Source organism: Tautonia rosea (assembly GCF_012958305.1).
Classification (GTDB): domain Bacteria; phylum Planctomycetota; class Planctomycetia; order Isosphaerales; family Isosphaeraceae; genus Tautonia; species Tautonia rosea.
The window spans coordinates 207,578-233,184 of sequence record NZ_JABBYO010000005.1 but is presented as its reverse complement, the minus strand read 5'-3'; the positions used below and the strand labels follow the sequence as shown (position 1 = coordinate 233,184).

22 protein-coding genes are annotated in these 25,607 nt (G+C 57.0%); 17 read left to right on the top strand and 5 right to left on the bottom strand.

The features are described from left to right. Positions 1 to 247: 247 nt before the first annotated feature. Complete coding sequence (locus HG800_RS10670; RefSeq protein ID WP_169976612.1) at positions 248 to 1,717, top strand: glycoside hydrolase family 13 protein; 1,470 nt, start codon at positions 248 to 250, stop codon at positions 1,715 to 1,717. Continuing rightward, positions 1,714 to 2,484 carry a class I SAM-dependent methyltransferase gene (locus tag HG800_RS10665; RefSeq protein WP_169976611.1) on the top strand — a complete coding sequence of 257 codons (771 nt, stop codon included), beginning with the start codon at positions 1,714 to 1,716 and terminating at the stop codon, positions 2,482 to 2,484. The genes HG800_RS10670 and HG800_RS10665 overlap by 4 nt, the downstream gene beginning before the upstream one ends. Positions 2,485 to 2,527: 43 nt before the next feature. Here the strand turns inward: HG800_RS10665 and epsC are convergent, their stop codons facing one another. Beyond that, positions 2,528 to 3,484 carry a serine O-acetyltransferase EpsC gene (epsC, locus tag HG800_RS10660; RefSeq protein ID WP_169976610.1) on the bottom strand — a complete coding sequence of 319 codons (957 nt, stop codon included), beginning with the start codon at positions 3,482 to 3,484 and terminating at the stop codon, positions 2,528 to 2,530. Positions 3,485 to 4,086: 602 nt separating this feature from the next. On the opposite strand from epsC, the gene HG800_RS10655 reads away from it, so the two are divergent. The 3 genes from HG800_RS10655 to HG800_RS10645 all read left to right on the top strand — a co-directional run bounded on the left by HG800_RS10655 (position 4,087) and on the right by HG800_RS10645 (position 7,127). Beyond that, a complete protein-coding gene (locus tag HG800_RS10655; protein ID WP_169976609.1) occupies positions 4,087 to 5,145 on the top strand; it encodes a methyltransferase in 1,059 nt (352 codons plus the stop codon). Positions 5,146 to 5,270: 125 nt separating this feature from the next. Beyond that, complete coding sequence (gene efp, locus HG800_RS10650) at positions 5,271 to 5,834, top strand: elongation factor P (protein WP_169976608.1); 564 nt, start codon at positions 5,271 to 5,273, stop codon at positions 5,832 to 5,834. A gap of 108 nt (positions 5,835 to 5,942) precedes the next feature. Continuing rightward, positions 5,943 to 7,127, top strand: a complete 1,185-nt coding sequence (locus HG800_RS10645; RefSeq protein WP_315852014.1) for a M20 family metallopeptidase — start codon at positions 5,943 to 5,945, stop codon at positions 7,125 to 7,127. Here HG800_RS10645 and HG800_RS10640 read toward each other — a convergent pair whose 3' ends face one another. Next, positions 7,128 to 7,712 carry a hypothetical protein gene (locus tag HG800_RS10640; RefSeq protein ID WP_169976606.1) on the bottom strand — a complete coding sequence of 195 codons (585 nt, stop codon included), beginning with the start codon at positions 7,710 to 7,712 and terminating at the stop codon, positions 7,128 to 7,130. A 542-nt stretch (positions 7,713 to 8,254) separates the two neighbouring features. Between HG800_RS10640 and HG800_RS10635 the strand changes: the two genes are divergently transcribed. Beyond that, a complete protein-coding gene (locus HG800_RS10635) occupies positions 8,255 to 8,998 on the top strand; it encodes a diguanylate cyclase (RefSeq protein WP_169976605.1) in 744 nt (247 codons plus the stop codon). A 19-nt stretch (positions 8,999 to 9,017) separates the two neighbouring features. Here the strand turns inward: HG800_RS10635 and pyk are convergent, their stop codons facing one another. Then, on the bottom strand, positions 9,018 to 10,481 hold the full coding sequence (gene pyk, locus HG800_RS10630) for a pyruvate kinase (protein ID WP_315852013.1): 1,464 nt from the start codon (positions 10,479 to 10,481) through the stop codon (positions 9,018 to 9,020). Between the two features lie 384 nt (positions 10,482 to 10,865). Here pyk and HG800_RS10625 point away from each other — a divergent pair, with 384 nt between their 5' ends. The 6 genes from HG800_RS10625 (at position 10,866) to HG800_RS10600 (ending at position 18,242) form a co-directional block, all read left to right on the top strand. Further along, positions 10,866 to 12,842, top strand: a complete 1,977-nt coding sequence (locus HG800_RS10625) for a hypothetical protein (RefSeq protein WP_169976603.1) — start codon at positions 10,866 to 10,868, stop codon at positions 12,840 to 12,842. A 142-nt stretch (positions 12,843 to 12,984) separates the two neighbouring features. Beyond that, positions 12,985 to 13,926 (top strand): hypothetical protein, encoded by a 942-nt coding sequence (locus tag HG800_RS10620; RefSeq protein ID WP_169976602.1) that lies wholly within the window; start codon positions 12,985 to 12,987, stop codon positions 13,924 to 13,926. Positions 13,927 to 14,041: 115 nt separating this feature from the next. Continuing rightward, positions 14,042 to 16,408, top strand: a complete 2,367-nt coding sequence (locus tag HG800_RS10615; protein WP_169976601.1) for a TRAFAC clade GTPase domain-containing protein — start codon at positions 14,042 to 14,044, stop codon at positions 16,406 to 16,408. Between the two features lie 18 nt (positions 16,409 to 16,426). Next, on the top strand, positions 16,427 to 17,134 hold the full coding sequence (locus tag HG800_RS10610; RefSeq protein ID WP_169976600.1) for a hypothetical protein: 708 nt from the start codon (positions 16,427 to 16,429) through the stop codon (positions 17,132 to 17,134). Positions 17,135 to 17,225: 91 nt separating this feature from the next. Continuing rightward, positions 17,226 to 18,002: a class I SAM-dependent methyltransferase gene (locus tag HG800_RS10605; RefSeq protein WP_315852012.1), complete on the top strand. Its 777-nt coding sequence runs from the start codon at positions 17,226 to 17,228 to the stop codon at positions 18,000 to 18,002. 30 nt (positions 18,003 to 18,032) lie between these two features. After that, positions 18,033 to 18,242: a hypothetical protein gene (locus HG800_RS10600; protein WP_169976598.1), complete on the top strand. Its 210-nt coding sequence runs from the start codon at positions 18,033 to 18,035 to the stop codon at positions 18,240 to 18,242. Between the two features lie 180 nt (positions 18,243 to 18,422). On the opposite strand, the gene HG800_RS10595 is transcribed toward HG800_RS10600, so the two are convergent. Next, entirely contained in the window at positions 18,423 to 18,770 is a 348-nt protein-coding gene (locus tag HG800_RS10595) for a hypothetical protein (RefSeq protein WP_169976597.1), read from the bottom strand. Between the two features lie 197 nt (positions 18,771 to 18,967). Here HG800_RS10595 and HG800_RS10590 point away from each other — a divergent pair, with 197 nt between their 5' ends. After that, complete coding sequence (locus tag HG800_RS10590) at positions 18,968 to 20,101, top strand: M28 family peptidase (protein WP_169976596.1); 1,134 nt, start codon at positions 18,968 to 18,970, stop codon at positions 20,099 to 20,101. Positions 20,102 to 20,108: 7 nt separating this feature from the next. On the opposite strand, the gene HG800_RS10585 is transcribed toward HG800_RS10590, so the two are convergent. Further along, a complete protein-coding gene (locus HG800_RS10585; RefSeq protein ID WP_169976595.1) occupies positions 20,109 to 21,917 on the bottom strand; it encodes a PD40 domain-containing protein in 1,809 nt (602 codons plus the stop codon). Positions 21,918 to 22,231: 314 nt separating this feature from the next. On the opposite strand from HG800_RS10585, the gene HG800_RS10580 reads away from it, so the two are divergent. The 4 genes from HG800_RS10580 to HG800_RS10565 all read left to right on the top strand — a co-directional run bounded on the left by HG800_RS10580 (position 22,232) and on the right by HG800_RS10565 (position 25,585). Continuing rightward, on the top strand, positions 22,232 to 22,780 hold the full coding sequence (locus HG800_RS10580) for a 3-hydroxyacyl-ACP dehydratase FabZ family protein (protein WP_169976594.1): 549 nt from the start codon (positions 22,232 to 22,234) through the stop codon (positions 22,778 to 22,780). A gap of 287 nt (positions 22,781 to 23,067) precedes the next feature. Next, positions 23,068 to 23,460, top strand: a complete 393-nt coding sequence (locus HG800_RS10575; protein ID WP_169976593.1) for an acyl carrier protein — start codon at positions 23,068 to 23,070, stop codon at positions 23,458 to 23,460. Between the two features lie 137 nt (positions 23,461 to 23,597). Continuing rightward, a complete protein-coding gene (locus tag HG800_RS10570; RefSeq protein WP_235963584.1) occupies positions 23,598 to 24,173 on the top strand; it encodes a 3-hydroxyacyl-ACP dehydratase FabZ family protein in 576 nt (191 codons plus the stop codon). Positions 24,174 to 24,223: 50 nt separating this feature from the next. After that, positions 24,224 to 25,585: a beta-ketoacyl-[acyl-carrier-protein] synthase family protein gene (locus HG800_RS10565; RefSeq protein WP_235963581.1), complete on the top strand. Its 1,362-nt coding sequence runs from the start codon at positions 24,224 to 24,226 to the stop codon at positions 25,583 to 25,585. The last annotated feature ends 22 nt before the right edge of the window (positions 25,586 to 25,607 follow it).

Here is a 25,607-nt window from a genome sequence, read left to right as displayed (position 1 = left end):
AAAGCCGACGCAGCGCGAAGATAGGAAAACGGACCCTAACATGACTGTACTTCGTCGTCAATTGCAGGCTCAGTGGCACTCGTCGACGAACATGATTGACGAACGCAATCCTGATCGAAACTCTCGTGATGACCAATCGCCTTGGTGTCGGACTGTTGCTCGATCGAATGCACGAGGATTGAACTGATCATGGAGTAATCGTCTCGGCTATGGTCTCAGACGAACGTTGTTGAACAGGAAGAATTCCATGACAGAACTTGAGCCAATCACACCCGACTGGGTTCGAGATGCCATCTTCTATCAGATCTTCCCCGATCGCTTTGCAAAATCGGATCGGGTTCCAAAACCGAGCGGCCTGAAACCCTGGGAGAGTCCCCCAACGACCCATGGCTATCACGGTGGAGATCTTCTCGGAGTCGCCGAGAACCTCGACACATTAGTTGATCTGGGGATCAACGCTATCTATTTCACACCAATCTTCCAGTCAGCCTCGAATCATCGTTACCATACGTACGATTACTTTACTGTTGACCCCATGTTAGGTGGAAATACAGCCTTCCGAGAACTACTTGACCGGGCGCACGATCGTGGCATCAGGATAGTACTCGACGGCGTCTTCAACCATGCCAGCAGGGGATTTTTTCAATTCAATGACATTCTCGAGAACGGCCGGGATTCTGCATATATTGACTGGTTTCACATCGAAAATTTCCCGCTCTTTGCCTATGATCCTGAAAAACCAAACAACTACAAGGCGTGGTGGGGATTATCCGATCTGCCAAAATTTCGAACCGAAACACCTGCCGTCCGTGATTACTTGCTTCAAGTTGCCCGCTATTGGATTGACTTTGGCATTGACGGATGGCGTCTCGACGTCCCGGAAGAGATCGATGACGATAACTTTTGGAAAGCCTTTCGACATCGGGTCAAAGACGGTAATCCCGATGCTTACATTGTGGGCGAAATTTGGGGAGACGGTTCTCGATGGCTTCAGGGAGACATGTTTGACGGCGTAATGAACTATCTTTTCACCAAGGCGTGTTTGTCTTTTTTCATTGGCGAATCCCTTGATCGCGCGGAACTCGCTCCTGAACCTCTTCATAATCTTCGTCCCACAGATGCAACGGAATTTGCAGACGCAATCGCAGAGATTCAATCAAAATACCACAAAAACGTTCAAATGTCTTTGTTTAACCTGCTTGGGAGTCATGACACGGCGAGAATCTTGACTCTGGCTGGGGGAGATCGTTCCGCAGTTCGGCTCGCAACGCTGTTCCTCATGACTTATCCTGGTGCCCCTTGCGTCTATTACGGTGACGAAATTGGGATGACTGGCGGGCACGAGCCTGGATCGCGAGGGGCCTTCCCCTGGGAAGCTTCGCTCTGGGATCACGACTTGAGAAATGATTATCAGACCTACATTCGCCTTCGGCATTCGTATCCCTCATTACGTCGGGGATCGTTTGAGACAATCCTGGCTGAGGGCTCGGTCTATGGTTATTTACGTAGGTTCGAGGCTGAATCGGTGATTGTCCTCCTGAATACCGGCGCCGTAGGTGTCTCTCGAGAACTCGATCTTTCCAATCAGTGTTTCGATGGTGTCGAACTGCACGATGTTCTCGCATCCGGTGACTGGCGCATTGAGCACGGACGATTGCGAGGGCTTGAACTCAGTCCGCGAAGCGGGCGCGTCCTGGTGAACAGAGGAAACCGATGAGTCGGCCACCCACCTGGCGGTTTCCTCCCGGTGTGAACTCTGCTCTCTGGGAGTACGTGAGCTCTGAGCGATTAGCTCGGGAGGAAGCAGACTACTTCGCCGAAGATCCATTGACTCGAGTCGACGAGCCGATCCTCAACGAGTTCTTCCGCGACCCGTGCCGTCTGATCGACCTTGGATGTGGGGCAGGGCGTCTTTCCCTGGCCTTCGCCCGTCGAAACTTCAACGTCACTGCGGTCGATCTCTCAATGTCGATGCTTGAAGTCCTTGGACGATCGGCCGCGGCTGAAGGGCTCTCGATTCACCGGGTTCGTGCCAACCTGTGCCGGCTTGAAGGACTGGCTGAGACCTCCTTTGATGCGGCACTCTGCATGTATAGCACTCTCGGAATGATCCATGGAGTTCAGGCAAGACGAACTGCTCTGGCTTCGGCCCGCAGAGTTCTACGTCCAGGAGGGGTTCTGGTCTTGCACGCCCACAACCTTTGGCTCAACTTTGGAGATCGTCAGGGGCGAGGCTGGCTTCTGCGTGAGATGGGACGCCGTATCCTGGGAACGGGAACCGGAGACCGTCGGATGACCTACCGAGGGATCCCAGGAGTTTCAATCCATCTCTACCGATGGTCCGAACTGAGGAATGATCTCATTCGGACAGGATTTCGAATCAACAAAATCGTGGCGCTGAATTCCGTGACTGCTCAGCCCATTCGTTTTCCAAACGTCCTCCAGAGCATCCGAGCCGGAGGGTGGATCGTTTTCGCCGATTGAGTCGAGGGAGATCTTCCCAAATCGCTCAGATCACACGTATCAATTACTGCTCGGGCGAACCAACATTGACAGACGAGGGATCGTTCCGAGGAACACGATAGCGAAGCCGAGGGCTCTCAATCGTCACGGTGGTATAGGGTTCGACACTTTGTGTCAGCCAAACCGAGGATCCGATGACGGCATGATGACCGATTCTTGTTTCACCCCCGAGAATTGTCGCACTGGCGTAAATCACCACGTCGTCTTCAAGGGTGGGATGTCGTTTCTGATCTCGAACGATCTCTCCGTTCTCATTCCTGGGAAAACTTAATGCTCCGAGCGTAACCCCCTGATAAAGTTTGACATTAGCGCCGATCTCGGTTGTCTCACCAATGACAACTCCGGTCCCGTGGTCGATGAAAAATCGACGGCCGATTGAGGCTCCGGGATGGATGTCGATGCCGGTCTTGGAGTGGGCGTATTCAGTCATCATGCGAGGAATAAGTGGGACGCCAAGACGATGAAATAAGTGCGCGATCCGATAAATGGTGATCGCTGCAACCCCCGGATAGCAAAAGATGATTTCGTCGTATGCTTTCGCCGCGGGGTCACCGTCATAGGCTGCTGCGACATCCTCGGCAAGTACGTCACGCAACTCAGGAATTGATTCAAAGAATTTCAGCGTAAGTTGCTGTGCCCGAGCGATGCAAACCGTGTCATCCTCCCTTCCCTCGCAATCATGGCGTCTCAAGGCGCGGAAGATTTGATCGCTCAGGCGGTCGTACAACCCATCAATCAAGTCCCCCACGTGGTAGGTCACATTTTTCATTGAAAGGTTTTGACGGCGTCCAAAACCGGGATAAAGAATTTCGCGAAGGTCGATCAGAATTTCGGTAATCTCTCGGTAGCTCGGGAGACTCGGATGACCGAGGTGGTTGATCCCACCACACTGCTCGTAGGTCCCGACAATGGCATTGATCAGGGCGGGAAGTCGGTCCTTGAGGAGGGGGTCGGTGGCCATCGGTCACTCTTCCAGGGTCGGGGACAGAGGCGAATTCACACTCGAGCGATTGTACGGGGAGCATCCCGACCCGTCCAAGGGTGGTCCTTCCCAGAAGGACTCGTTGAGTTGCACCTCGAGGCACAGCCCCCGACGATTTCGGCTTCGATCTGCTCGGCTTGAGAGTTCCACTCCACCCGAATCCGCATTGTGGCTGAGGACGCCCTCGGCCAAACCGATCGGGCCGATCTTCCTGTTTCGAATCGCACGAGCAGGCAGTCATTGCTTCTCTTTCCACCGATGGGGCCTGCGTTGCAGAGTGGGAGTATCGCCAAAGGCACCAGAACGAACTCAGGCAACTGGTTGCCACGGGAGGGCTGCACGGTCACGATGACAGTCTTGGCTGGAAGATTTCGTTTCTTTGCTGATAACGTCAGCATCAGACTCAAGAGCGAGTTCGTCCCCATCAAACGATTGGCGATGATGTAACGGTCAACGTCAGAAGAAAAGCCTCGACGCGATCCAGAACACGCCAAGAGTCATGAGCTGCCAGACCGATTTCCCCTGAATATGAGCAGCGTTCTGCTCAACCCGGCCGATGACCGGGAGCGGAGTACCTTTCGATGACCAACCGAGAACTCGTCCGGCCCCGTACGGATCCGACGCCGATTTTTGAGCTGTTTCGAGGGAACTTTGCCACTGAGTTACTTACAGCCGCAGTGTCCCACTTCAATGTATTTGGACGCCTCGCCGACGCTCCCCAAACCGAGCCAGCCTTACGAGCTGACTTGCACCTTCAGGAACGACCCGCGACAGTCCTGTTCACCGCCCTTCGAGCCATGGGTCTACTGAGCCGAAATGACCAAGGGTTCCTTGAACTCACCGAGCTTTCCCGAGAGCATCTTGTTCCCGGCGCTCGTTTTGACGTCGGCTGTTACCTCACTCTGGCGGCGCAGAGCCCTGGAGTGATTGAGATGGCCGAACGGCTACGCTCAAATCATCCCGCGACCTCTGGCCCTGTGACCGAGGAAGGAGTCGCGTTCGTTTATCGAGATGGGATTGACTCTGCCATGGAGCGAGAGACAACGGCGCGTTCATTGACCCTCTCCCTGGCCGGTCGGGCCAGAAACGTGGCACCTGTGCTCGCTGAGGCCTTCCCCCTCTCCGGATGCCGTACCTTGCTCGATGTCGGTGGAGGATCCGGACTCTACAGCATTGCCTACTTGCAACGTCACCCAGAGCTCACAGCGATCGTCTGGGATCGCCCCGAGGTGCTGAAAGTCGCTCATGAACTGGCCGAAGCACATGGTGTGGCCGACCGTCTTGAATGTCGTTCTGGCGATATGTTTACTGACCCTGTGCCGCACGGTGCGGACACCGTCCTGCTGTCCAATATCTTGCACGATTGGGATATTCCTGAGTGCAAGACCCTCCTCTCCCGACTGTCTGAAGCACTCTCGGCCGGTCGAAAACTTCTAATTCACGATGTATTCCTCAACGACGACATGGATGGGCCCTTGCCAGTCGCGCTTTATTCGGCCTCGCTTTTCTCGCTCACCGAGGGTCGGGCCTATAGCGCCGCCGAGTACCGAGAGTGGCTGACCGAGGCTGGCTTCGATCCAGGACCAATCGTGCCAACCCTGGTACATTGCGGTGTTCTGCCCGCCTCTCGAAGCTCCTGATCTCCGGACCGCCGAACTGGACTAGGCACCGTAGACCTTGATCGAATAAGATCTTCCATCATCCGATGCCCGTCCACCTGGGCACGATCCTCCTTCCCTAGAGCCCGCGTTTTTCCTCGTCTGCCATGAACATCAAAGCGACTGACATCCGCCGTGGCATGGTGATTATCATGGACGGCACCAATTATGTTGTCCATGATTTCTACCATCATACGCCCGGAAACCTCCGTGCGATGGTCCAGGCGAAACTCAAGAACATGCAGACTGGCTCGATCATCGACAAGCGATTTCGATCGGTCGACCAGATCGAGGTCCCCTTCGTGGAGTCGAAGGAGTACGAGTACCTCTACTCGTCAGGTGACGAGCATGTTTTCATGGACACCTCGACCTTTGATCAACTTACTTTTTCGCCTGACATGATCGGCGATTCGATGCAGTACTTGCTACCGAACACCAAGGTCAGCGTTCGCTACGTTGATGAGAAGCCGGTCTCGATCGAGTTGCCCGACACGGTCGAGCACACGATCACCGACACTCCTCCCTCGATCAAAGGGGCCACTGCGACGAACCAGTACAAGGAAGCGACGACAGAAACAGGCCTCAAGATCAGCGTGCCTCCATTTATCGGTCCTGGTGAAAAAGTTCGAATCGATACACGCGACGGCAAATACGTCGAACGTGTGAAGTAATCGGGGTTCACTCTCGTCTCTTCCTGGCCAGATGGCTCCTCTTCATGCCGTCCCCTGAAATCAGGTTGAAGAGGAGCCGGGGCTCGGTTCGCTGCGGAGCGATTCATCGTGGCTGCCTCGAACGTTGTGAAGATCCTCTCTGACTTGGTGTCGCGACCGAGTGTCAACCCGATGGGCCGATCCGTTCCACACGAATCACCTTTTTTTGAAGGACGTGTGTCGGATTATCTGGAATCGTTTTTTCGTTCCCTCGACGTGCCTTTTGAACGGCGCACGATTTCCCCGGGACGAGACAACCTGATCGCAAAGTTCGAGCCGTCCGATGCTCGGCACACCCTGCTCTGGGACGCTCATCAAGACACGGTCCCAACCGAAGGAATGGTGATCGACCCCTTCCGTCCATCGGTGGAGGGAGGTCGGGTTTACGGACGAGGATCATGTGACGTGAAGGGTGGTATGGCGGCCATGTTGTCAGCCTTCGCTCGGCTGGTGAACAACCGGCCAAAAGGGGCCGCCCGAGTGATTCTGGCCTGCACCGTCGATGAAGAGTACACCCACACCGGTTCCTCGGCGCTAGCCTCCCAGGGACTCGAAGTCGACCTGGCCATTGTGGCCGAGCCGACGATGCTCGAGGTCGTCACGGCCCATAAAGGAGCCGTCCGCTGGAAAGTCCTCACCGAAGGTGTCGCCTGCCATAGTTCTCGGCCTCGCGATGGCATCAATGCCATTTATCGGATGGCACACGTGCTGACCGCGATCCAGAATTATTCAGAGTGTCTCCAGGAGTCGACGCCAGATCCCCTCCTCGGACCTCCGACTCTTTCTGTCGGTCGGATTGAAGGGGGCCAAAGTGTCAATGTCGTCCCGGATACCTGTTCGATCGACCTTGATCGTCGCGTGATTCCTGGAGAGGATGTTGACGGGGTTCGCCAGGCTCTCCGCGATGCACTCCATCAGGCGCTCGGTGATTCAATCCCCTTCGCCTTTAGCGAACCCTGGGTCCGAATGCCTTCACTTGGTCCCGACCGGGCATCGTCATGGGTGGAACCGGTTCGAGAAGCCATCGGCACAGTTCTTGGCCAACGTCCATCCATCTCTGCAGTGCCCTATGGAACCGATGCAGGGCCGCTCTCAGCGTCGGGAATCCCGTCGCTGGTGCTTGGCCCTGGAGACATCGCTCAGGCACACACCAAGGACGAGTGGATCGCAGTCGATCAACTTGAACAGGCGGTCGAGGTCTACTATGCGATCGCCTGTCACCTTGGTCGCGAGGGTCTGACGAACGCTCATTAATCAGGGGAACGAACCCGGATTGAGCAACTTCCGCTCGATTCGATCTAGAATGCGTTGTTCGAGAGCAAAATCTCGACCCTCAGGAATCCATCCGAGAGGAGGGGCGATCGGTCCCACGACTTCTCGTGATCTGTTGATCTGAAAATCCTGCGGAAAGGCAGCCATCCCGCCATTCTGTCGTTCCGGCCGATCGAGAAATTCGAGCTCTTTCCAGACCTCGACGTTGATGGCATATCCCTCGGCAACTGGCTCGACGGTCGCTATCGCAAAGCGTCGATATGTTTGCAAGGTCGCCTCGAGTCGTTGCCTAAACCCGATGGAATCGCCGCGCCAGGGCTCGACAATGGTCGCAGCCGTCTCGGGATAGGTCGAGATCCGCCGGGCCAGCCGGTTCTCCTGATCGATCTCGAAATCCTCATCGAGTGCGTGGACCGTTGCGTCCCAGGCGACATCGAAACTGGTCGTCTGGATGATGAGAGGATTGGGGAGTACCCCTTGATTCCTGACTGTTGCGCAGCCAGACAGGCCCGCCGGAAGGATCAACGCTGCGAAGAGCGCAGACAAAAGGGGCCTGGGTCGTTTCATGACAATCCTCTGCTCGACCTCGACCGACGATCGCGGCCCAGACACGATGGGATGTCTCGCAGAGTAGGGGGGCCGATGATCCGATTGATTGGAACGCTCGGATGGGAAGGCTTCGGTTCAGAAGCGGAGGTTCCGTCCCGAAGCGGGCGTATGGTGCCGAGATCGTCGGCTCCTGACAAGACCAAGTTGCTCGAAGACGATCGGTAACCTAGGGTCCTTCTGGAGAACCACCTGATTGATCACGATCGCGCCGATGATCCGACGACTCGGAGCACAGCCCCATGCAAGCGTCGATCAACACTTCGACGATCATGACCCAGATCGTCGAATCGAACGAGCCCAGACCCAAGCCATTCCATCGTCGTTGGGCCGAGATTCTGGGTTGGGCTCCACGTTCCAGTCACGTCCTTGCCACATTCTTGGATTCTGTTGGGGCATCGACCCAACGTGATGAGGTTCACAAGCTCTTGCTCCAATCAGCCCAGGAACTGACTGGAGCCCCACGAGTCGAAATACGACCGGTCGGAGGCCCGAATCGGGTCTTGCAGAGCCGATCGTTATTCGGAACACCACCCGGCCCCCCATTTCAGGTGCCGATCCGCTACCGAAACGAGCTCCTCGGAACCCTCCTCATCTCCCCGATTCAGGGACGACGCATACCTCCCTCGACTCGCACCGACCTCGAAACGCTCTGTGCCATCGCTGCAATCGGTGACCGTCTGCTCGGTCGAGAGCGGCTCCTCCGCATCTCGCTTCCCGGTGCTGGAGAGCCTGCATTGAAACCAAATTCACTGCTAATCCCTTACTTACGGCAACTGATACTTCTGGCTCGACGCCGTCGAGAACCGCTCGGAGTGCTGGCGATCGGTTTGCCCAAACTGATCGAGAATCCAGGGAACGCTTCGACGACACAACCGGAATCTGAGTCAACTCTCGTCATCAACTCGGTGGTACGAACACTCCGCGAAAGCGATCTGGTTGTTCAGCACAATGAACGGACACTGATTGCGGTTCTTCCCAATGCCTCCTCAGACAACACTGCCCTCATTGCCGAAGCCGTTGCCCGGTCAATTCTGGAGGTGACCGGCTGGAACGAATGTTGCCAGATCGCCATCGGAGCCGCCTGTTCTCCGGATGACGCCCAAGAAGCCGATGTTCTCCTCGATGTTGCCCAGGAATCGCTTCGACGCTCCCGAGAGGAGGGGCTCGGTCAGATTGTCGTTGCCGACCGAAACGCGTTCATTCCTCGGGTTTCTGACGAGTTCCGGGCAGGAGTCGCGAGCTAAGCCGGTCGGTTCTGAGAAATCATGATGGATTCTCGATCTCGCGGACAACCATCGTATTGTGACTCGGTTGATCCGGAAAAAATCCTCGGAGTACGACAACTCGATCTCCTGAAGTCACCAAACCCTGGTCACTAGCCCAGGAAACTGCGTGGTCAACGGCCTCGTCGAGGTCAGAAATCGAGGCCGGAATCGTCCTTGGGAGCACTCCCCAGAGCAGGCTGAGTTGCCGGGCGACCTCGTCGGTCTGCCCCAGTGCAATGGTCGGAGTTCGATTACGCTGCATCGATACTGCGAGCGCCGATCGGCCCGACCGGGTCGCCACGACCATTAACGCAGCACCTAATTTTCGGGAAGCAAGACTTCCTGCCTCAACGACTGATTCAGTGATCGGAGACACCCAACCCACATCCCTCCCCACCTCAATCCCCTCGAAGGGATGAGCTGCCGTCTCGAATCGTTCCGCTTCGGTCAGAATCCGACTCATGGTACGCACTGCCTCCACGGGGAAGTCTCCGATTGCGGTCTCTCCGGACAGCATCACGGCATCAGAACCGTCGATCGCCGCGTTGAAGACGTCGCTGGCTTCGGCTCGGGTCGGTCGGCCAGACCGTTCCATACTTGTGAGCATCTGGGTGGCGATGATCACGGGAACTCCGGCCGAGTGAGCCTCCTTCACAATCCGTTTTTGGATTGCTGGGACCCTGGCAACATCAACCTCAACCCCCAGGTCCCCCCGGGCCACCATAACTACGTCGCTGAGCGCGAGGATTGCGGAGAGGTCGTTCACAGCCTGCGGTTTCTCGATCTTCGCAACGACCTTGGCTCGAATCTTCCGCTGATTGAGTTCATAGCGCAACCGAGCCAGATCGGCACCAGATCGCACGAACGACAGTGCAATGAAGTCCACCTCATGCTTGGTGGCCCAGTCGAGATCAACCAGATCTTTCTCCGTGAGGGAAGGTAAACTCAGGCCTGATCCTGGAACATTGATTCCCTGCCGCGATCGAATCACTCCTGGAAGCCAGACGCGGAGCCTGACCAGCCCAGGCCGCTTTTCTGTCACCTCCATGCCCACGGTCCCGTCAGCGAACAAAACCGAATCGCCAACCGTAAGATCCTCTGGTAACTCATCATAGGTGCTTGAAAACTCGTTCTCTTCCCCCGTGGGAGTTCGCGCAAGGGTGTAAATCTCGCCTGTCTGGCAACTCATCGTCCCGTCGGGAAGCTCACCAAGACGGATCTTGGGACCACACAAATCCATCAGAACACCGACGACACGATCGCGTTCCGAGGCCATTTGGCGAATCGTCGCCAGTGTTTCGGCATGCTCCTCGTGCAACCCATGCGAAAAGTTCAGACGGAACACATCGACTCCCGCGCCGAGGAGCCGAGCAATCATTTCCGGACAACTCGAGGCAGGCCCAAGTGTTGCTACAATTTTTGTTCTGACCCCAGCAAGCGGTTCTTCAGGATCGATCAGCACGAAATCACCTCGAAGTTCAAGCAATGAACAGGCCGGTCCAACGAATTCATCTTCAAGATCGTCCAGGGTCGCGAACTCTTCATTCGCCCTATGCCTACGAAGTGTAAGGCAACAGCCCCTCGCTCGTCGAAAGAATAACGGTCCTGCGAATCGGATCGATCGCAACTGAGCCTTCGAGCCGTTCCCAGTCACCTTTCCCAAGAAGCTCCGATTGACGGCTACACTTCTCAAGGGAACACTGGCGATTCTTGCGTTCGGCAAGATGCGAACGAACCAGAACTCAGGAGATCGGCACTTGATTCGCATCCTCTTAGCAGAGTACCAGTTGGATCGACGGGCCGCCGAACGCCGAGGCGGCACTCCGGAGATCGAGGCCATTCGACTATGAAGCGGATCATTGCCATCGCCGCGTTGCTCGGATCGCTCGGAGTTCTAATAAAGTTCGGGACCAAACATCCTGAACTTCCCGTTCAAGAGTCCGAACTCGTTTCGACTCCTCATGTTGTCGCAGTCACGGCCGATGCGGAACGATTACGAAGCGAGGAACGGATCCGCCATGCCTATCCGGATCATCCGGAACTGGTGGAACGCGTTCTCGAGCGATATGGGCAGAACGCCATTACGATTGAGCGAACTGACGGTCTTCGAGGCTTACAACTGCTTGACCGGCTCGACCTTGAGGCGGTCTATCTATACGAACATGCCTCTGACGATTTTCGACGCCTCACCACTCTGGTTGACGATGAGGCCGCTGCGGATCTCTTGCTCAACTGGCGAGAGTACTTCGGTTTGAAGCGTTCTGACTCGACGGATCGGCGAGTCCTGATCACCTCCATTGCTCGTCTCAATGCGGGGCAACGACGCGCTGCTGCCTCTTTCCCTTCAGCACTTCCCTTGATTCTGAGTGATCCGAGCGGTGTCACTCAACTGATCGAGCGTTGGGAACACGATCCTGAGCGTTTGGGACAATTGATGGCAGTCCTGATGTGTCTGGATCTCTCTGAAGGCTCTCCGGACCTGAAGGCCGCGGTTCGAACAATCGACATTTACGGCGACCTCGCTCTCGATGCCTTTCGGTTGCAAGGGCTTGATGGTTTTGCCACCGTACATCGGTTTGGAGCGATCCTCCTGGTCCTCAGAGACGCAATTCCTCTGGACTATACCCTGATTGTCCTTCGGGTGAACGAAGCGTACGTTGTTGAGCGACTCCGAAGCAGGTCGCCTGAGATGTTCGCCGCCGAATTGCGGCATGTGGCGGCCTTGAACCTGATTCCCGAAGTCGGTGGAAGTCCTCAGGGCCTTCGCTTGATTGCTGAACACGGAGTCGATGCGGAACGTGCGCTACGACGAGTTGGACCCGATGCTGCCTCGGTGGTTTATGACTATTCGAGTAACACCAATGACCAGGCGCGGGCCGTTGCCGCCATTGCCGAACACGGCGCAGCAGCGCTGGCAATGCTTACGAAATACGACGATCACGAAGGATTTCGCGAGATTCTCCGACGCGATGGTCCGGGCGTGATCCCCCCTGTTGCCTCGTCGGACGCTTCCCCAGAGTTCCTTGCGGACTTGAAGGCCAAACAAGAGCGATCCACGCTGGAAAACGTGGCCTATGCGATGACCATATTCTCGGGAGAGAGTGGTCAGCAGACCATCGAGATGATTCGGCGGGATGGACTCAGCCGTGCCGAGTCGCTCGGATCAACCGAAACCTCGTATTACGAGTTCCTTCCGCTCTACGATCTCCTGCACCTTGGCGACGTCTTGCGCAAGGGTTATTCTCCGACTCGGGGTGAATATGCCTGGGCGGTGTTTGATGCTGGGTTCATCATTGCGGATGTGCTGTTTCTCACCACCTTGCAACCGCAGGGAGTGGTTGCCTCGGAAATCGCTCGCTCCGAAGTCAAGTCCGCAGCCAAAGGAGCGATTCGAGGAGCGGGTCGGATCGCCCGAGAGGAAACTGCTGAACTCGCCAGTCGGGTCGCGGTTCGACGCTCAGCTTTGGAATCAACCGACGCAACGGCTCGGGCGGCGCGTTGGTGGGTGGTTCGATCGGCCGGGGGTCTATTTGAGACCCTCAAGAAAACTCCCGTCGCCCTCACTCGCCTCGATCTTCGAGAAGCGACCGAAATGGCTCGCCCGTTTTGCGCGCGAGCCGGTCTTCGTCTTTCAACCTGGACTCCCATGCGATTTCTCAAGCAAGGTGAGCTTCTGATCCGCCGGATCCCACCCGGCCGAGGCTTGAAGTATCTGGCGCTTGAGGCCACTCAGGCAGGGGTGGGGGTTGTCGCGATCCACAAAATGGAAGAACACCTCTCTTCCACCCGACCGCTTCCCGAACGATCAACTGCCGGATTTTGATTCAGACAGACTGCCAACGGATTGGTTCGAACGATTAATCTTCTCAACGACCAAGGCGGAGCAGAGTCGTTGCACCACCAGGATTGTTCGAGCGGGTCGCCGGTCCCGCGTGGTGCTTCGGCAAGACGAAGGACACAATCCCATGCGATGGCGATTCCCATTCCGACCGGCAGCCGCGAGCCTGATCCTCCTGGGCTTGCTTTCCTGTCCGCAAGCGGTCATGGCGAGCAAACTTGGCTGGATGGACGACGTGGTTCGCAGGGTCGTGAAGTCCACAGACCCTGAACTGGCTCAAACCGGGCGACTCTCCGGCCGACTTTTCGACGAAGTCGGTGGTGACAGTCTCTCGGTCCTCGCTCGTCGATCCGACACAATCGCTCATGCGGGACGACCAATTAACGAGGCCACGGAAACAGCCCTCGAGTTGCGTTTTGCCCGAATGCTTGATACCTCCGATCCCGAGCTCCTCCGCACCTTCCGAGCCCTTGAACCTGCGGAAAAACGCTTGGTTCTTCGCATGGGAGAAGCCGCTGAACGGATTGCTCTCCGTTATCCTGATCAGGCCGATGTCATGATCCGGAGACTCGGGGTTGATGGAATGACTGCCGTCCGGGTCTATGGAGATGATGTGGCCGAAGTGATCGCCCGCGAAGGTCCCGAGGCCATCAATGTGCTTCGTCGATCGGGACGCCCAGGCTGGTCCTTCTATGTTGGAACCGTCTTGCAACACAAGCGAAAACTTGCGGCCGCAGGGGTCCTCTCCCTCTTTCTCGCCAACCCGGACCAATTCGTTGATTCGGCCGGCCGGATCACCGAGTTTGCCGTCGCAAAGTTCGCGGAGGCAGGGATTGATCTGGCCGGAGCCGTCGGCTCGGGTGCGGCCCGAGGTCTGGAACGTTCGCTGGCGGATCGGCTCGGATTGTCAGGTCTCGGAGGCCCTGTGTTTCGATGGGTGGTCCTGATCGGAGCAGGAATCGTTGCGGTCCTTGCGGTTCTGGTCATTGTGGGCTTGCCCCTCCGATACCTCACCGCTCCGTTTCGATTCGTTGGACGCAGCCTCCGAGCGACGGTCCGCTCCTCTTGATTCCGAAGGGGAGTCGGTCCCACTTGGCTTTCCTCGAACACCCGTTTCAGGACCGGCTTCTATTCTCCTGTTGGACAGGGTCGACTCCTGTCAGCTCGAACCCCAGCACGATGGTATGGCAACTCGCCGAACTCCCGATCTTGACGCTCTGGAGCGCCGCCTCACCGGTCCGAGGCGCATCGCGCTCTTCGGACATCGAGCTGTCGGGAAAACAACACTGCTTGCGATGTTTTACCGGGAAGCCTCTGCCGGGCAAATTCCCGGAATCCGACTCGCGGCCGTCGGTGCTCGAGGAGCCGAGTACCTCGCAGATAAGATCGCTCGGATTGAAGCGGGCGAATCCCCTGCCGGAACACTGACCGAAACCGACCTGGAATTACGTCTTTATCGCGGGCCAGCCCGCATCGATCTGATTGTCAAGGATTATCAGGGCGAGCATGTGGCCCTGGGTTCGGACGCATCAATCCTCGAATTCTTCGCGGATTGCGACGCCGTGTTGCTCTGCCTCGACGCTGCCGGTTCTGCAGACCCAACCGATCGTCGCCGTCGACAGCAAGAAGTCGAGCATCTTCTGGAGCGTTACATCGGCGCTTCGGACAACACAATGATTGGTCGCCCGGTCGCTCTGCTTCTGACCAAGTACGATCGGATTCTGGCAGCTGGAGGACCTGAGCCGGATCAAGCTGAAGAGGTGGTTGAATCACGGTTCGGGATGACCCGACACGCACTTGCCTTGCATGCGCCGCGATCGGCAGTGTTCGCCGTGAGTTCGTACGGAGTCAATGCACCGGACGACGGCACTCCTCCAGAACATCTTGAGCCAATGGGACTCGAAGGGCCTTTGCTTTGGCTCGTAGAACAGGTCGAGGCGACCGATCGCGAACTTCTGGAATGGATCTGGGATCTCGCTCCTCGCGATACCTCGCGCATTTCCCGATGTCTCAGAGCCTATGCTCGGCGTTATCCGAACTCAACGAAGTTGATCGAGTATCGCAGACGACTTCGTTCACTTCGCCGACGCGCCGTGGTTCGAGGTTTCGTCAAAGGGATCTCGGCTGTTGCCTTGCTGATCGCGAGTGCAGCCGTCTACGACGCATCCGGCTATCATCTGGCCCTCGCTTACGAGCGTGGCGGGCATTCGGCTCCGGAGATCGCACGGCGATGGGAACAGTTCCTCGCCTGGCATCCAACCCAACCGATCTTCTGGCCCGAGGAGTCTCGGAATGCCCGCGCTCGTCGGGACCAAGCTCGGGTCGAGGTCGCGCGCTTACGAGCCGAGGTTGGGACAGGAGAGCAAGACGCCCTTCGTGCAGAACTTGCCGAACTGAAAGAGCGCTCTCCCGAGCAACTCCCTGCCATCGAGGAGGCGGAGACAACCCTCCGCCGTCGCGAAGCCGAGCGACGATGGCAGGAAATCCGGGCCGAAGCACTGATCCCGAGCCAGTCTGCCGAAGATCGGCTTGCGATGATCCAGCAATTCCTTCGAGACGATCCCGACACCCCGTTTGCGGATCAGGCTGTTGAACTCGCTGACTTGATCCGCAAGGAGTTGGATGAACAGGAAGCTCGTCGCGATCGCGAGATCGTCGACGCCTGGCTTGTCGATGCCCGACTTCCCGATCCCGACTACCTCGATCTCATCGAGCGTGCTCGAACATTTCTCGAAGCCCGTCCTGAGAGCCCCAGGGCATCTGAGGTCCGCTCGCTTATTGACGATTGGGTCGAACGACTCGACCGTCGAGACTTCGATCGAGCGGTCGCCTTTGAAACCTCTTCACCTCGTCAGGCATTCGACGAACAAATCCGGCGATACCAGGATTATCTGCGTGCCCACGCCGAGGGCGGCTCCTATATCGAACAGGCCAAGCAATCCATCGATCGAATCGAGCAGCGTCGAGATGAATATTTGTATCGTCAAGCATTCGATCACTGGTCGACGTTTCCCAATGATCTTCCTGAAGTCTCCCGGCGCCTTCGAGACTATCTGGAACTGAATCCCCAGGGTCGATACACCCAGGCCGCACGCACCTTCCTGAAGCGATGGGAAGAACTGACAAAGCCCAGGGACTATCAGGTGACTCTTGTACGAGGGACAGTCGACCCCAGCATTACGAAAACGATGGGGGGTGGGGGTCCGGATCTCGGAGTGGCTCTCTGGGTTGGTGGAGAAAAATATGGTCCTTCCCCCGTCATTCCGAACAGTTCGGAGCCGATCTGGAACTATACGTTTACTCGTCCAGTACGCTGGAAATATGGGGACGATGTCGTCATCCAGCTCATCGATCACGATTGGTCCGATTCGGTCGTGGCCACGCTCCGCAGCGGCGATGATCCCCTGGCGATGCGGGTATTCAATGGAACCGTTCGACCTTCTCGGAGCAAAGGGCTTGCGAAGTTGATCTTCCAATCGGATTTTGAATTACCCCGTCTGCCTCGTCCCGCAGAAACCTCGGCTGCTAGGATCACTGACACGACCGAATAAAGACGAGCCAAAACGTACATGTGGCCCTTCACCCAACCGACCATTACCTTCGAACACGCTGTTTATGGAAGCTTTCCCTTCTGGCATCGGGGCTACGACGTGCTGGGCTCCTCTCCCGGATGCCGGGCTCAATGGCTCTCGGTCATGAAGGACACGTGCCAACGCCTCGGTGAACGTCTCAGAGACGCGGCTCCCCCCGAGGGCCTTGTCACACGCTGGCTCGACGACGGCCACTGGCTCTTACTCCGCCCCTTCTCCCCCGGGAGCGATGATGTCGGTCGACCCGATGCGGCGGCGTTCCATGCCATCTTCCTGAGTCCAGAAAGTGCGCAGCGGGTTCGCTTCGACCCCTTTCGACTGACGTCCGCCTTCAGGGTCGAATGGGGACCCGAGACCTCGGAACTTCAACCTTGCACCCTGACGTTGCCACGCCCCGCGGCGAGCGATCGGTCCCGAGATGATCGAGTTGATCTGATTGTGGAAGCGATCGGGCGGGGCCGCCGGGTTCTGGTCGAATCTGACGCACCGATTGATCGTCTGGCGTCTCAAGTTTGGAGCAAATTACCGAAGCGTCTCCGCCACCGACGATCACTCGCAACCTGGGCCTATACCGACTGCGGCCGATTTGATCTGCTCGGCCTGCCTAGGCTCACAGGCATTGATGTTTCGGATCGACAACTTCTTGTTCTCCCCGCGAACCCGGATGCATCGACGCCTCACTGTTGAACAGAATTCTGCTAAGCTCCGCGACAGCTCGACCATCAGTAGCGACCCGACTCGATCCCAGAAAAGGCACCGCCATGAAGGATCTATTCGCGTGAGGACAACATCACGGGCCCAGTCGCGCCACTGGGGACGACACGCGGCGCAATACGACGAGTTGTTTCTTGACCCCTTCGAACCGGGAGTCGAGAATCCGATTCTCGAAGCCATCGAGGCGATCCCGAATGCCGTATCCAAAAGCGTCATCGATCTGGGCTGTGGCACAGGACCTTTACTTCCACGGCTCATCAAGCGGTTTCAGAAGGTCACCGCGGTCGACTTCGCTTCGGCCATGATCGAGGCCGCCCGGGAGCGACTTGGAAACCAGGCCGATCAGGTCCACTTCCTCGTCCGTCCCATGGATCAGATCGACGAACTGGCCGGCTCGCTCGATGTGGCCGTGGCCATCAATTCGCTTGTGATGCCCGACGTGCAGGAGATCGACCGGACCCTCAGCGCCGTTTACCGATGCTTACGTCCCGGCGGAGTCTTTTTTGGAGTCGTCCCGGCAATCGACGCAATCCAGTATCAGACCATGCTTCTTCTCGACCGGGCCCTGGATCAGGGAATCGCCCCCTCACAAGCCGATCGCCTTGCCGCGCAACAGGCAGAGCATCATCATTACGACTTCGCCTTCGGCCGATTCGCATTTCAAGGGCTGCGCCAAAAATTCTGGCAATCGTTCGAGGTCACATATCGTCTTCGGAAAGCCGGATTTCGCTCCATTCGTCTGGAACAAGTCCTTTATCCCTGGGACGCAAATCTTCCGCTTGGACAGGAATTTACGGATCAACCTCGAAGCTGGGACTGGGCGTTCGAGGCACGTCTCTGAGTCATTCCCTCTCGCGATGGAGGTTTCCACATGCCCATCCGCGACGAACTGTTCGATGATGATCTCGAAGCGTCACCTCACGCATCAGAACCCCAGACTCCCCACAAACCGTTCAGCCAGTACCTCAGAGAAACTCCCCCAACGCCGTTAACTCAGGGCACGAAACTTGCGCTCTGGGTAACCGGCGGACTCACCATTCTCCTCTTTCTCGCTTCACTTCTAAAAATGGCCAACAAATAACCTAAATGATATTTTTCATGCAATTAGCTTGATTCACCGGGAAACTTTTTCGTTCCTAGCAGTAGGGATGAATCTGTCTTCTCCATCAATTGACAACGGGGACATCCGAGCCCAGAAGTTGCTCGGATGCCCCCGTTCTCGTCAAATCATCGCAGACTTACCGGCAGACCGGCGAGCGAATTAGAAGACATCAAGGGCGAAGTGATGCCCTTGATAGTACTTCTTCTTGCTGCTCCAGTCGTGGAGCCAGTGAGGCTGGCGATCCAGACCGAAGAGTTTCTTCCCACCGTAGAAGTTGCGGTAGTAGGGTCCCTGGATTTGCGGGACAATCCGCATCTCCTTGGGGTACAGGTACCAGCCATCGTAAAGCTGATTCGTCTGGACCCCATTTCCAGGAACCTGGGGTGGCACGTATGGCCAATGGTAGAACGAGGTCCAATCCTGGGCCTTAGCCTGTTGCGGTGCCGCAACGAAGCCAAGAGTCAGGCCGAACAGAATTGCCGAAGCCACGATCATCCTGCGGGTCATGCATCACCTCCGTGTTTCGACTCCGCCAGAGTCCCGAGTATGATCGACCTGAAACGGCTTGCGCGGCGGCTCCAGGCAGATGTTTTTCTCCCTGAAGTTCGGTTCGTGACGCTCGTCGGGATGGTGTCGTCCAATCGTCCCTCAGGAACGGAACTTCTGAGGGTCTGCCTCGATTCCCGCCTCCAGGAGGAGGATCCATGCGCCGTCTGCTCGTCATCACGCTTCCAATCCTGATCTGCGTGAGTTCATTAACCGAATCGACTGCGGCCAGTCCGGAACTGGCTCGACTTCGAAATGACGTTTTTCACCTGGCGTCGCCCGAGTTGGAAGGACGACGGGGCGAGGGAGGTCGCGCCGCGGGCGACTTTATCATCGAACGTCTTCAGGAACTCGGATTGGAGCCGGCTTTTGGCGATCGCTATGACCAGGAGTTCACTTCCGGAGGCTTGAACGGGCGCAATATCGCAGCACGAATTCAAGGAACCGATCCTGATCGAGACGCGAACTGGCTGATCCTGTCGGCTCACTATGACCACCTCGGGATCCGGGGTGGCCAATTCTATCCCGGAGCCGATGATAACGCTTCGGCGGTTGCCATGGTGCTCGAAGTCGCCCGCTGTATCGTGGAAGGTCCAGATCGCCCCTCCCGAGGAATTCTCTTTGTCTTCTTTGACCTGGAGGAAGAGGGGTTACTTGGCTCTCAGCATTTTGTTAGGGAACCACCAGTCCCTCTGGAGCAGATTGGGCTGTTCCTGACTGCTGACATGCTCGGGCGATCGTTCGCCGGGATTTGCGAGAACACCCTGTTCGTAATGGGAACCGAACACAGTCCAGAGTTGCGACCCTGGATCACTGATGCTGCTGCCGGTCTGCCGCTCGATCTCGGAATTGTCGGCGCAGACCTTCTGGTCATCGATCGAAGCGATTATGGACCATTTCGCTGGAAGCAGATTCCGTTCTTGTTCTTCTCTACGGGAGAAAATCCCGTTTATCACACACCTGACGACGTTCCCGAGACGATCGACTACACCAAGCTCACTGCCGCAACGACCTTGATCGAACGCTTCGTTCGCCAGGCTGGCTCCGCGGAAGTGCTGCCAGCGTGGGATTCGGAACGGAGGCCCTGGATCGAGGAGGCTGAAGCGATTGGGTTGGTCCTGGGTCAACTCCTCGAACACCAGGAACAGCTTCGTATTCCGGGTCCCCAACGCGTCATGATGCAAGGCATGGTGGGCCGAATCGCCGGTTGGGTCGAAGAAGGGACCATCACGACCTCGCAGCGAACAAGCATGGTCCGAATCGCTCAGATCGTCCTTTTCACGGTACTTTGATCCCCCTTCACGGGTCCTGTCGAGGAGGTCGATTCTGAATTGATGAGCGAGGAGAACCCTCTGGCGTGACCACGGCATCGAATGGCGAGGGAGCCGTCTGCGGGGGAGAGGCAGGCGGTTCCAGTCGATTGGCCGATCTCGGTTCCACACGATTCTGTGAAACGTTCCAGAGCTCGTCAGGCCAGGATCGTGTGTCGGAAACGCCCTGTGTCACGGTATACCCACCGTTGCCGTCCTCTTCAACGCGGGCGACCTGATGGCGACGTTGATGACGAATAAAGTCGATCATCTCGCTCGCCTCTCGGTCCTTACCTCGTGCCAGGCAAAGCTGTGCCTGAAACCCCAGGATTCTGAGTGCCTGGTCAGCATTCATTGCCGTTCGTGTGAGTTCGAGCATGACTCGATCAACCTTTTCGTAATCTCCTTGGAGGTAGGAAAAGAAGGCGATCGGTCGCACTCTGAGTGATCGGCTGACGGGATTGGTTTCCAAGTCCCTGGTCAGTCGAGTCCCCACGTCTGCGAGCCTCTTGTATGTTGCTGGAGACGGACCAAGGTCGCCGAGCTCGGCGCCGAGGGGTAATCGGGTCGGCCGTTGAACAGTCGCTGAGGCCGGTTCCGCAGCTTCACCAAGAGCCACAATCCATGCAGCTCGGAGTTCATCATCGGGAATCAACGGTCGAAGCGTCTTTTCCCTCAGGGTGAGTCGCGCGGGAAGTGATCTCACCCCCGGTCCGCCAAATCGGAGGGCGAGTTGGTCTCCGTCGGGAGAAACACTTGGTGCCCCAATCATCCCCAGGCCTGAGAACGGATGAATCCGATCAAGGGGATGGCTTCCTTGATGGTACGCAATCGCCGTTGATCGACCCGAGAACTGAACGACAAAGAACTGATCGAGTCCATCCGTTCCCACACAGAGATATGAGCCGAGAATCTGTTCCCCAGGCAAGGCTGGACTCTCGACCTCCTTGACCTCTTGGGTGATCTGTTCACTCACTCGATACTTGAACAAACGCGTTTGTCGCCCCTCAGCCGACGGATTCCCCAGCTTCAAGTAGAGCAGCGACTGGCCGTCCGAGGTCCAGATCGCAGGCTGATCGATTCGAGCGACGAGATCAATCGGCCGGTCCACTTCTGGCCCCAGATCCAAATCGCTCTCGACCAGTTCCCACTGATCTCCTCGTGACCGAAAAAAGCTCATCCGGTTTCCCAGGGGAGAAAACGAGACGAATCGAGCGTCCTCAATCCGCCTAAGCGTCGCCCTATTCCTGTGATCGATCAATTCGACCGCTATGCGATCAGGATCAGGGACTACCAGAATTGCCCCCCTTGGCTCCCAGACAACTGCCTCCGCGAGGAGCGTTTCGCCTCGATCAGGTTCGCTCTGCAACGGCCGACTGGTGATGACCTCTCGATCCTCACCGTAGGCAATGATCACCTCCCAACGCAGCGTGCGGTCCTGTTCATCCTCAACCACCTGAGCAAACGCCAGTCCCTGACCATCCGGTCCCCAGGCCGGGGAGGTCAGCGGGTAAGCGCTTTCTGCAACCTTCAGCGCTTGACCATCCGATACCCGAACCGCCCAGATTCGGAAGGTGAGCCCCGAACTGAGATCGTCGGACGACGTTTTCCCGAGTTCGACTTGATCTCCTTTGTCTGTCGGAAAAAACGGAAAGCGAGCCAAGGAATGCTCAACTGACGGCGTCGCAACTGCGAATGCAATCCAATCACCTGAGGGAGACCAGACCAGGGGAGGGTCTGATCGCTCCATCACCACGACGCCAACCATGACCAGACTGGTCAACCAGGATGCAATCATCGGTCGTGACGCTCATGAATAAAGAGGAAGGCAAAAAAGCTTCCCATCGCACCGATTGTGCGGAATGGGGGAATTAGGAAATTATGGCAAGCGAAGTTGCCCAGGGCTTCCATTTGACCGGCTTGGCTCGGGAGATAGACTGAAGGAGATTTCCAAGGTAACTTACTGCCGTGCACGGGGATAGCCTTGTTGGTTCCGTCCGGTCTTGATTATAGTGTGCCGACGATCATCCGTCGGCCCTGATGCACGCATATTGAGTCGCCCTGCGACCCTCGAACCTCCGACCGGGCCTCACCTTGAGTTGAGAAGCATCCATGAGATTCGTGCTCATTGATCGGATCCTCGACCTCGAGCCTGGCAGGCGCCTCGAGGCGGTCAAGAATCTCTCGCTCGGAGAAGAGTATTTGGCCGACCATTTTCCGGGCTTCCCTGTAATGCCTGGAGTCTTGATGCTCGAAGCACTCGCTCAGGCAGGGGCCTGGCTGATTCGAGATATGGAAGACTTCTCTCATAGCGTGATCTTGCTCAAGCAAGCCCGGACGATCAAATACGGCAGTTTTGTAGAGCCTGGCCGTCGTCTGGTGCTCCAGGTTGACCTGATCAAACATGGAGATCGAGAAACCGAATTCAAGGGAAAAGGAGTCATCGACGATCAGGTCATGGTCGGCGGTCGATTTACCTTAATGCGTTACAACCTTCGCGAGCGTGATCCAGCGCTTCATCGAACCGACACCCAGATCGTCGAGCAGATGAGAGACCTCTACGCTACGCTTCGTAAAGGCTCAGTCGCAGCCAAAGCCATGAGTCGCAACGGATCGGTCCTCGATCCCGCGGTGATGAACAGCCCGACCCGATCCTCCTGATCGGAACCGGAATTGGATTTGCCCCACGTGACCCGAATCGGTTGATGGACTCCAGTCATGGTCAGTCCTGGCCGATGATGTTGCAAAGATTCGGGAAACCGGTCATGATGATCTCCTCGCCCGAGGCGCCCCGATCGACACCTTCGATTCGTCGAGGCCGAGGATGGCCCGTTCGATTCGGACCCTTCCCCCTTCCTTACGTGGATCACTGGTTGCAGCCGGTCGGAGATTCCGGCTCCCTTGATTCCGTTTTGACCCTTCTCCACACCACGCAGATCGAGGGAACTATGCCCACCCACGAAGAAATTTACCAGAAGGTCCAGTCGACTCTCGTCGATGCTCTCGGAGTTGACGAGGAAGACGTCACCCAAGACGCAACCCTCTTTGGCGACCTCGGCGCAGAATCAATCGACCTCCTTGATATCGTGTTCCGACTCGAACGGAATTTCAGTATCAAGATTCCCCGTGGTGAGCTGTTCCCGGAAAATATTTCCGATCCCGAGTTCACCGAGAACGGTAAACTCACCTCCAAGGGCCTGATCGAGATCAAGCAGCGGATGCCGTTTGCTGACCTTACCGAGTTCGAAGCCGACCCGCAGGTCGACAAATTGATGAATCTCTACACGGTTGAGACATTGGTGCAATACGTCTCGAACAAGCTCGACGGGACCAAATCCTGAGCTTCTTGACCGCGTGTTGACTGGCATAACCGGGTCTCGAAGTCGGGACCCGAGACTCGTTCGAGCCGTCTCCGCGACAGACGTTATCCCCTCTCGTGTCGGATCGGTCTGTCGCCCTACCCCCCTGCGGTCCCGCCATGAGATGGATCTGGATCGACAAATTCCTTGAGTTTCGGAGCGGTGAGTTCGCCAAGGCGATCAAGAACCTGACTCTGGCCGAGGAACATCTTCACGATCACCTCCCGGGGTATCCGGTCATGCCTGCCTCGCTCATCATCGAGGGTCTGGCGCAGACGGGTGGCATCCTGGTCGGTGAAGCGAAAGGCTTTGCCGAAAAGGTCGTCCTGGCAAAAATTCCCCGGGCCGAATTTCATGGTGTGGCCTGTGCGGGTGATCAACTAATCTATGAAGTCACGCTTGCCGACCTTCGTAGCGAAGGAGCTGTTGTCGACGCTAAGGCGTTTCTCGACGGCCAGTTGCTTGCCGACGTTGAGATCGTCTTTGCCCATCTCGACCAGTCACGATCAAACCAGATCTTCGGGCCGAAGAACTTTGTCTTTACTCAGCAACTCCTCGGAGTGCTGGATTTGGCCAAAGCCCAGGACCGCGCCCGGCAATTACCGCCTCCAGACGAGACCACTGAGGCTCCAGGGGACACCACCGATCTTTCCCCGACCGAGCCAAGTCAAGATCTCGCTGGTCAGCATGACTAACTGACTGATCGCTGGTCGTTTGTTCCCCCTGCTGGTTGATCGGGAAGCTCTTGCTTGATGTTTCCCCAACGAGTACTAACGTCCTGTTTCAGGTCTTGCTCATGGTCGTCGTTCCTAAACGCCGCGTCGTGATCACCGGGTTGGGGCTGATCTCCCCGCTCGGAATCGGCCTCGAGGCCAACTGGTCGGCGCTGCGCGAGGGACGCGGCGGCGTGGATCAGCTGACTTCCTTCGTGATTGATGGTCTTCCAAGCAACGCCGCCGGTGAAGTCCTCGACTTTCATCCGAAATCGCTTGCCATCGACAAGCACCGCAAGGCCCTACAAAAGAACCTGAAGTACATGGCCCGCGATATTCAACTCGCGGTCGCCGCTGCCGAACTGGCCGTGGTGGATGGGAAACTGGTTGAGGGGCAGATTGAACCGGACCGAATCGGGATCGATCTCGGGGCAGGGATGATCTCGACCGATCTCGACGAACTGGCACCCGCCATCAATCTTGCCACCCGAGCGGACGGCTCGTTCGACTTCGAGGTCTATGGACGCGACGGCATCCCCGAAATTGAGCCTCTTTGGATGCTCAAATACCTACCAAACATGCTCGCGTGCCACATCTCGATTTTGAATGATTGTCGAGGACCAAGCAACACCATCACCCAGGGTGAAGCCGCCGCCAATGCCGCGATCGGTGAAGCATTTCGGATCATCCAGCGCGGCCAGGCTGACGTCATGATCACCGGAGGAGCCGACTCCAAGATTCACCCGTTGAGCTTCATTCGCATGAAACTCAACAAGGTGAACTGCACGTGGGAAGGCGAACCCTCGGGCGCTTGCCGTCCGTTTGACACCCATCGATGTGGGGTTGTTCCCGGCGAAGGGGCTGGCATTCTCGTCATTGAAGAACTCGAACATGCTCAACGCAGAGGGGCAACTATCTACGGCGAGTTGCTTGGGTTTTCTTCAGCCTGTGATGCTAATCCTTCGAACGGCATCGACCCCGAGGGACGCGGAACAGAGTTGGCGGTTCGAGGCGTCCTTCGAGACTCCGGACTGACCCCTGAACAACTCGGGCACGTCAACGCCCATGGTTGGGGAACGATCGACTCCGATCTGGCAGAGGCTCGAGCGTACCATCGAGTCTTCGGTCGATCTGTTCCAGTAACTGGATTAAAAGGTTATACGGGAAACACGGCCAGTGGTTGCGGTGCCATCGAATTGATTGCCAGTCTCCTCGGGACACAGGCTGGCTTGATCCCCGCAACCTTGAACTGTGACAATCCGGATCCCAGGTGCGAGATCGACGTTGTTCACGGTGATCCCCGACCAACCGAGAATCCCGTCTTCGTCAATCTGAACCTGAACCGTTACGGGCAAGTTGCCGCCCTCGCTGTCCGGGTCGGCCCCGTGGATTGAGTCTCCTTCTGAGCATTTCACC

Coding starts and splice junctions, on each gene's coding strand:
- HG800_RS10670 (WP_169976612.1), top strand. CDS start 248: ATGACAGAACTTGAGCCAATCACACCCGACTGGGTTCGAGATGCCATC.
- HG800_RS10665 (WP_169976611.1), top strand. CDS start 1,714: ATGAGTCGGCCACCCACCTGGCGGTTTCCTCCCGGTGTGAACTCTGCT.
- epsC (WP_169976610.1), bottom strand. CDS start 3,484: ATGGCCACCGACCCCCTCCTCAAGGACCGACTTCCCGCCCTGATCAAT.
- HG800_RS10655 (WP_169976609.1), top strand. CDS start 4,087: ATGACCAACCGAGAACTCGTCCGGCCCCGTACGGATCCGACGCCGATT.
- efp (WP_169976608.1), top strand. CDS start 5,271: ATGAACATCAAAGCGACTGACATCCGCCGTGGCATGGTGATTATCATG.
- HG800_RS10640 (WP_169976606.1), bottom strand. CDS start 7,712: ATGAAACGACCCAGGCCCCTTTTGTCTGCGCTCTTCGCAGCGTTGATC.
- HG800_RS10625 (WP_169976603.1), top strand. CDS start 10,866: ATGAAGCGGATCATTGCCATCGCCGCGTTGCTCGGATCGCTCGGAGTT.
- HG800_RS10620 (WP_169976602.1), top strand. CDS start 12,985: ATGCGATGGCGATTCCCATTCCGACCGGCAGCCGCGAGCCTGATCCTC.
- HG800_RS10615 (WP_169976601.1), top strand. CDS start 14,042: ATGGCAACTCGCCGAACTCCCGATCTTGACGCTCTGGAGCGCCGCCTC.
- HG800_RS10610 (WP_169976600.1), top strand. CDS start 16,427: ATGTGGCCCTTCACCCAACCGACCATTACCTTCGAACACGCTGTTTAT.
- HG800_RS10600 (WP_169976598.1), top strand. CDS start 18,033: ATGCCCATCCGCGACGAACTGTTCGATGATGATCTCGAAGCGTCACCT.
- HG800_RS10595 (WP_169976597.1), bottom strand. CDS start 18,770: ATGACCCGCAGGATGATCGTGGCTTCGGCAATTCTGTTCGGCCTGACT.
- HG800_RS10590 (WP_169976596.1), top strand. CDS start 18,968: ATGCGCCGTCTGCTCGTCATCACGCTTCCAATCCTGATCTGCGTGAGT.
- HG800_RS10585 (WP_169976595.1), bottom strand. CDS start 21,917: ATGATTGCATCCTGGTTGACCAGTCTGGTCATGGTTGGCGTCGTGGTG.
- HG800_RS10580 (WP_169976594.1), top strand. CDS start 22,232: ATGAGATTCGTGCTCATTGATCGGATCCTCGACCTCGAGCCTGGCAGG.
- HG800_RS10575 (WP_169976593.1), top strand. CDS start 23,068: ATGCCCACCCACGAAGAAATTTACCAGAAGGTCCAGTCGACTCTCGTC.
- HG800_RS10570 (WP_235963584.1), top strand. CDS start 23,598: ATGAGATGGATCTGGATCGACAAATTCCTTGAGTTTCGGAGCGGTGAG.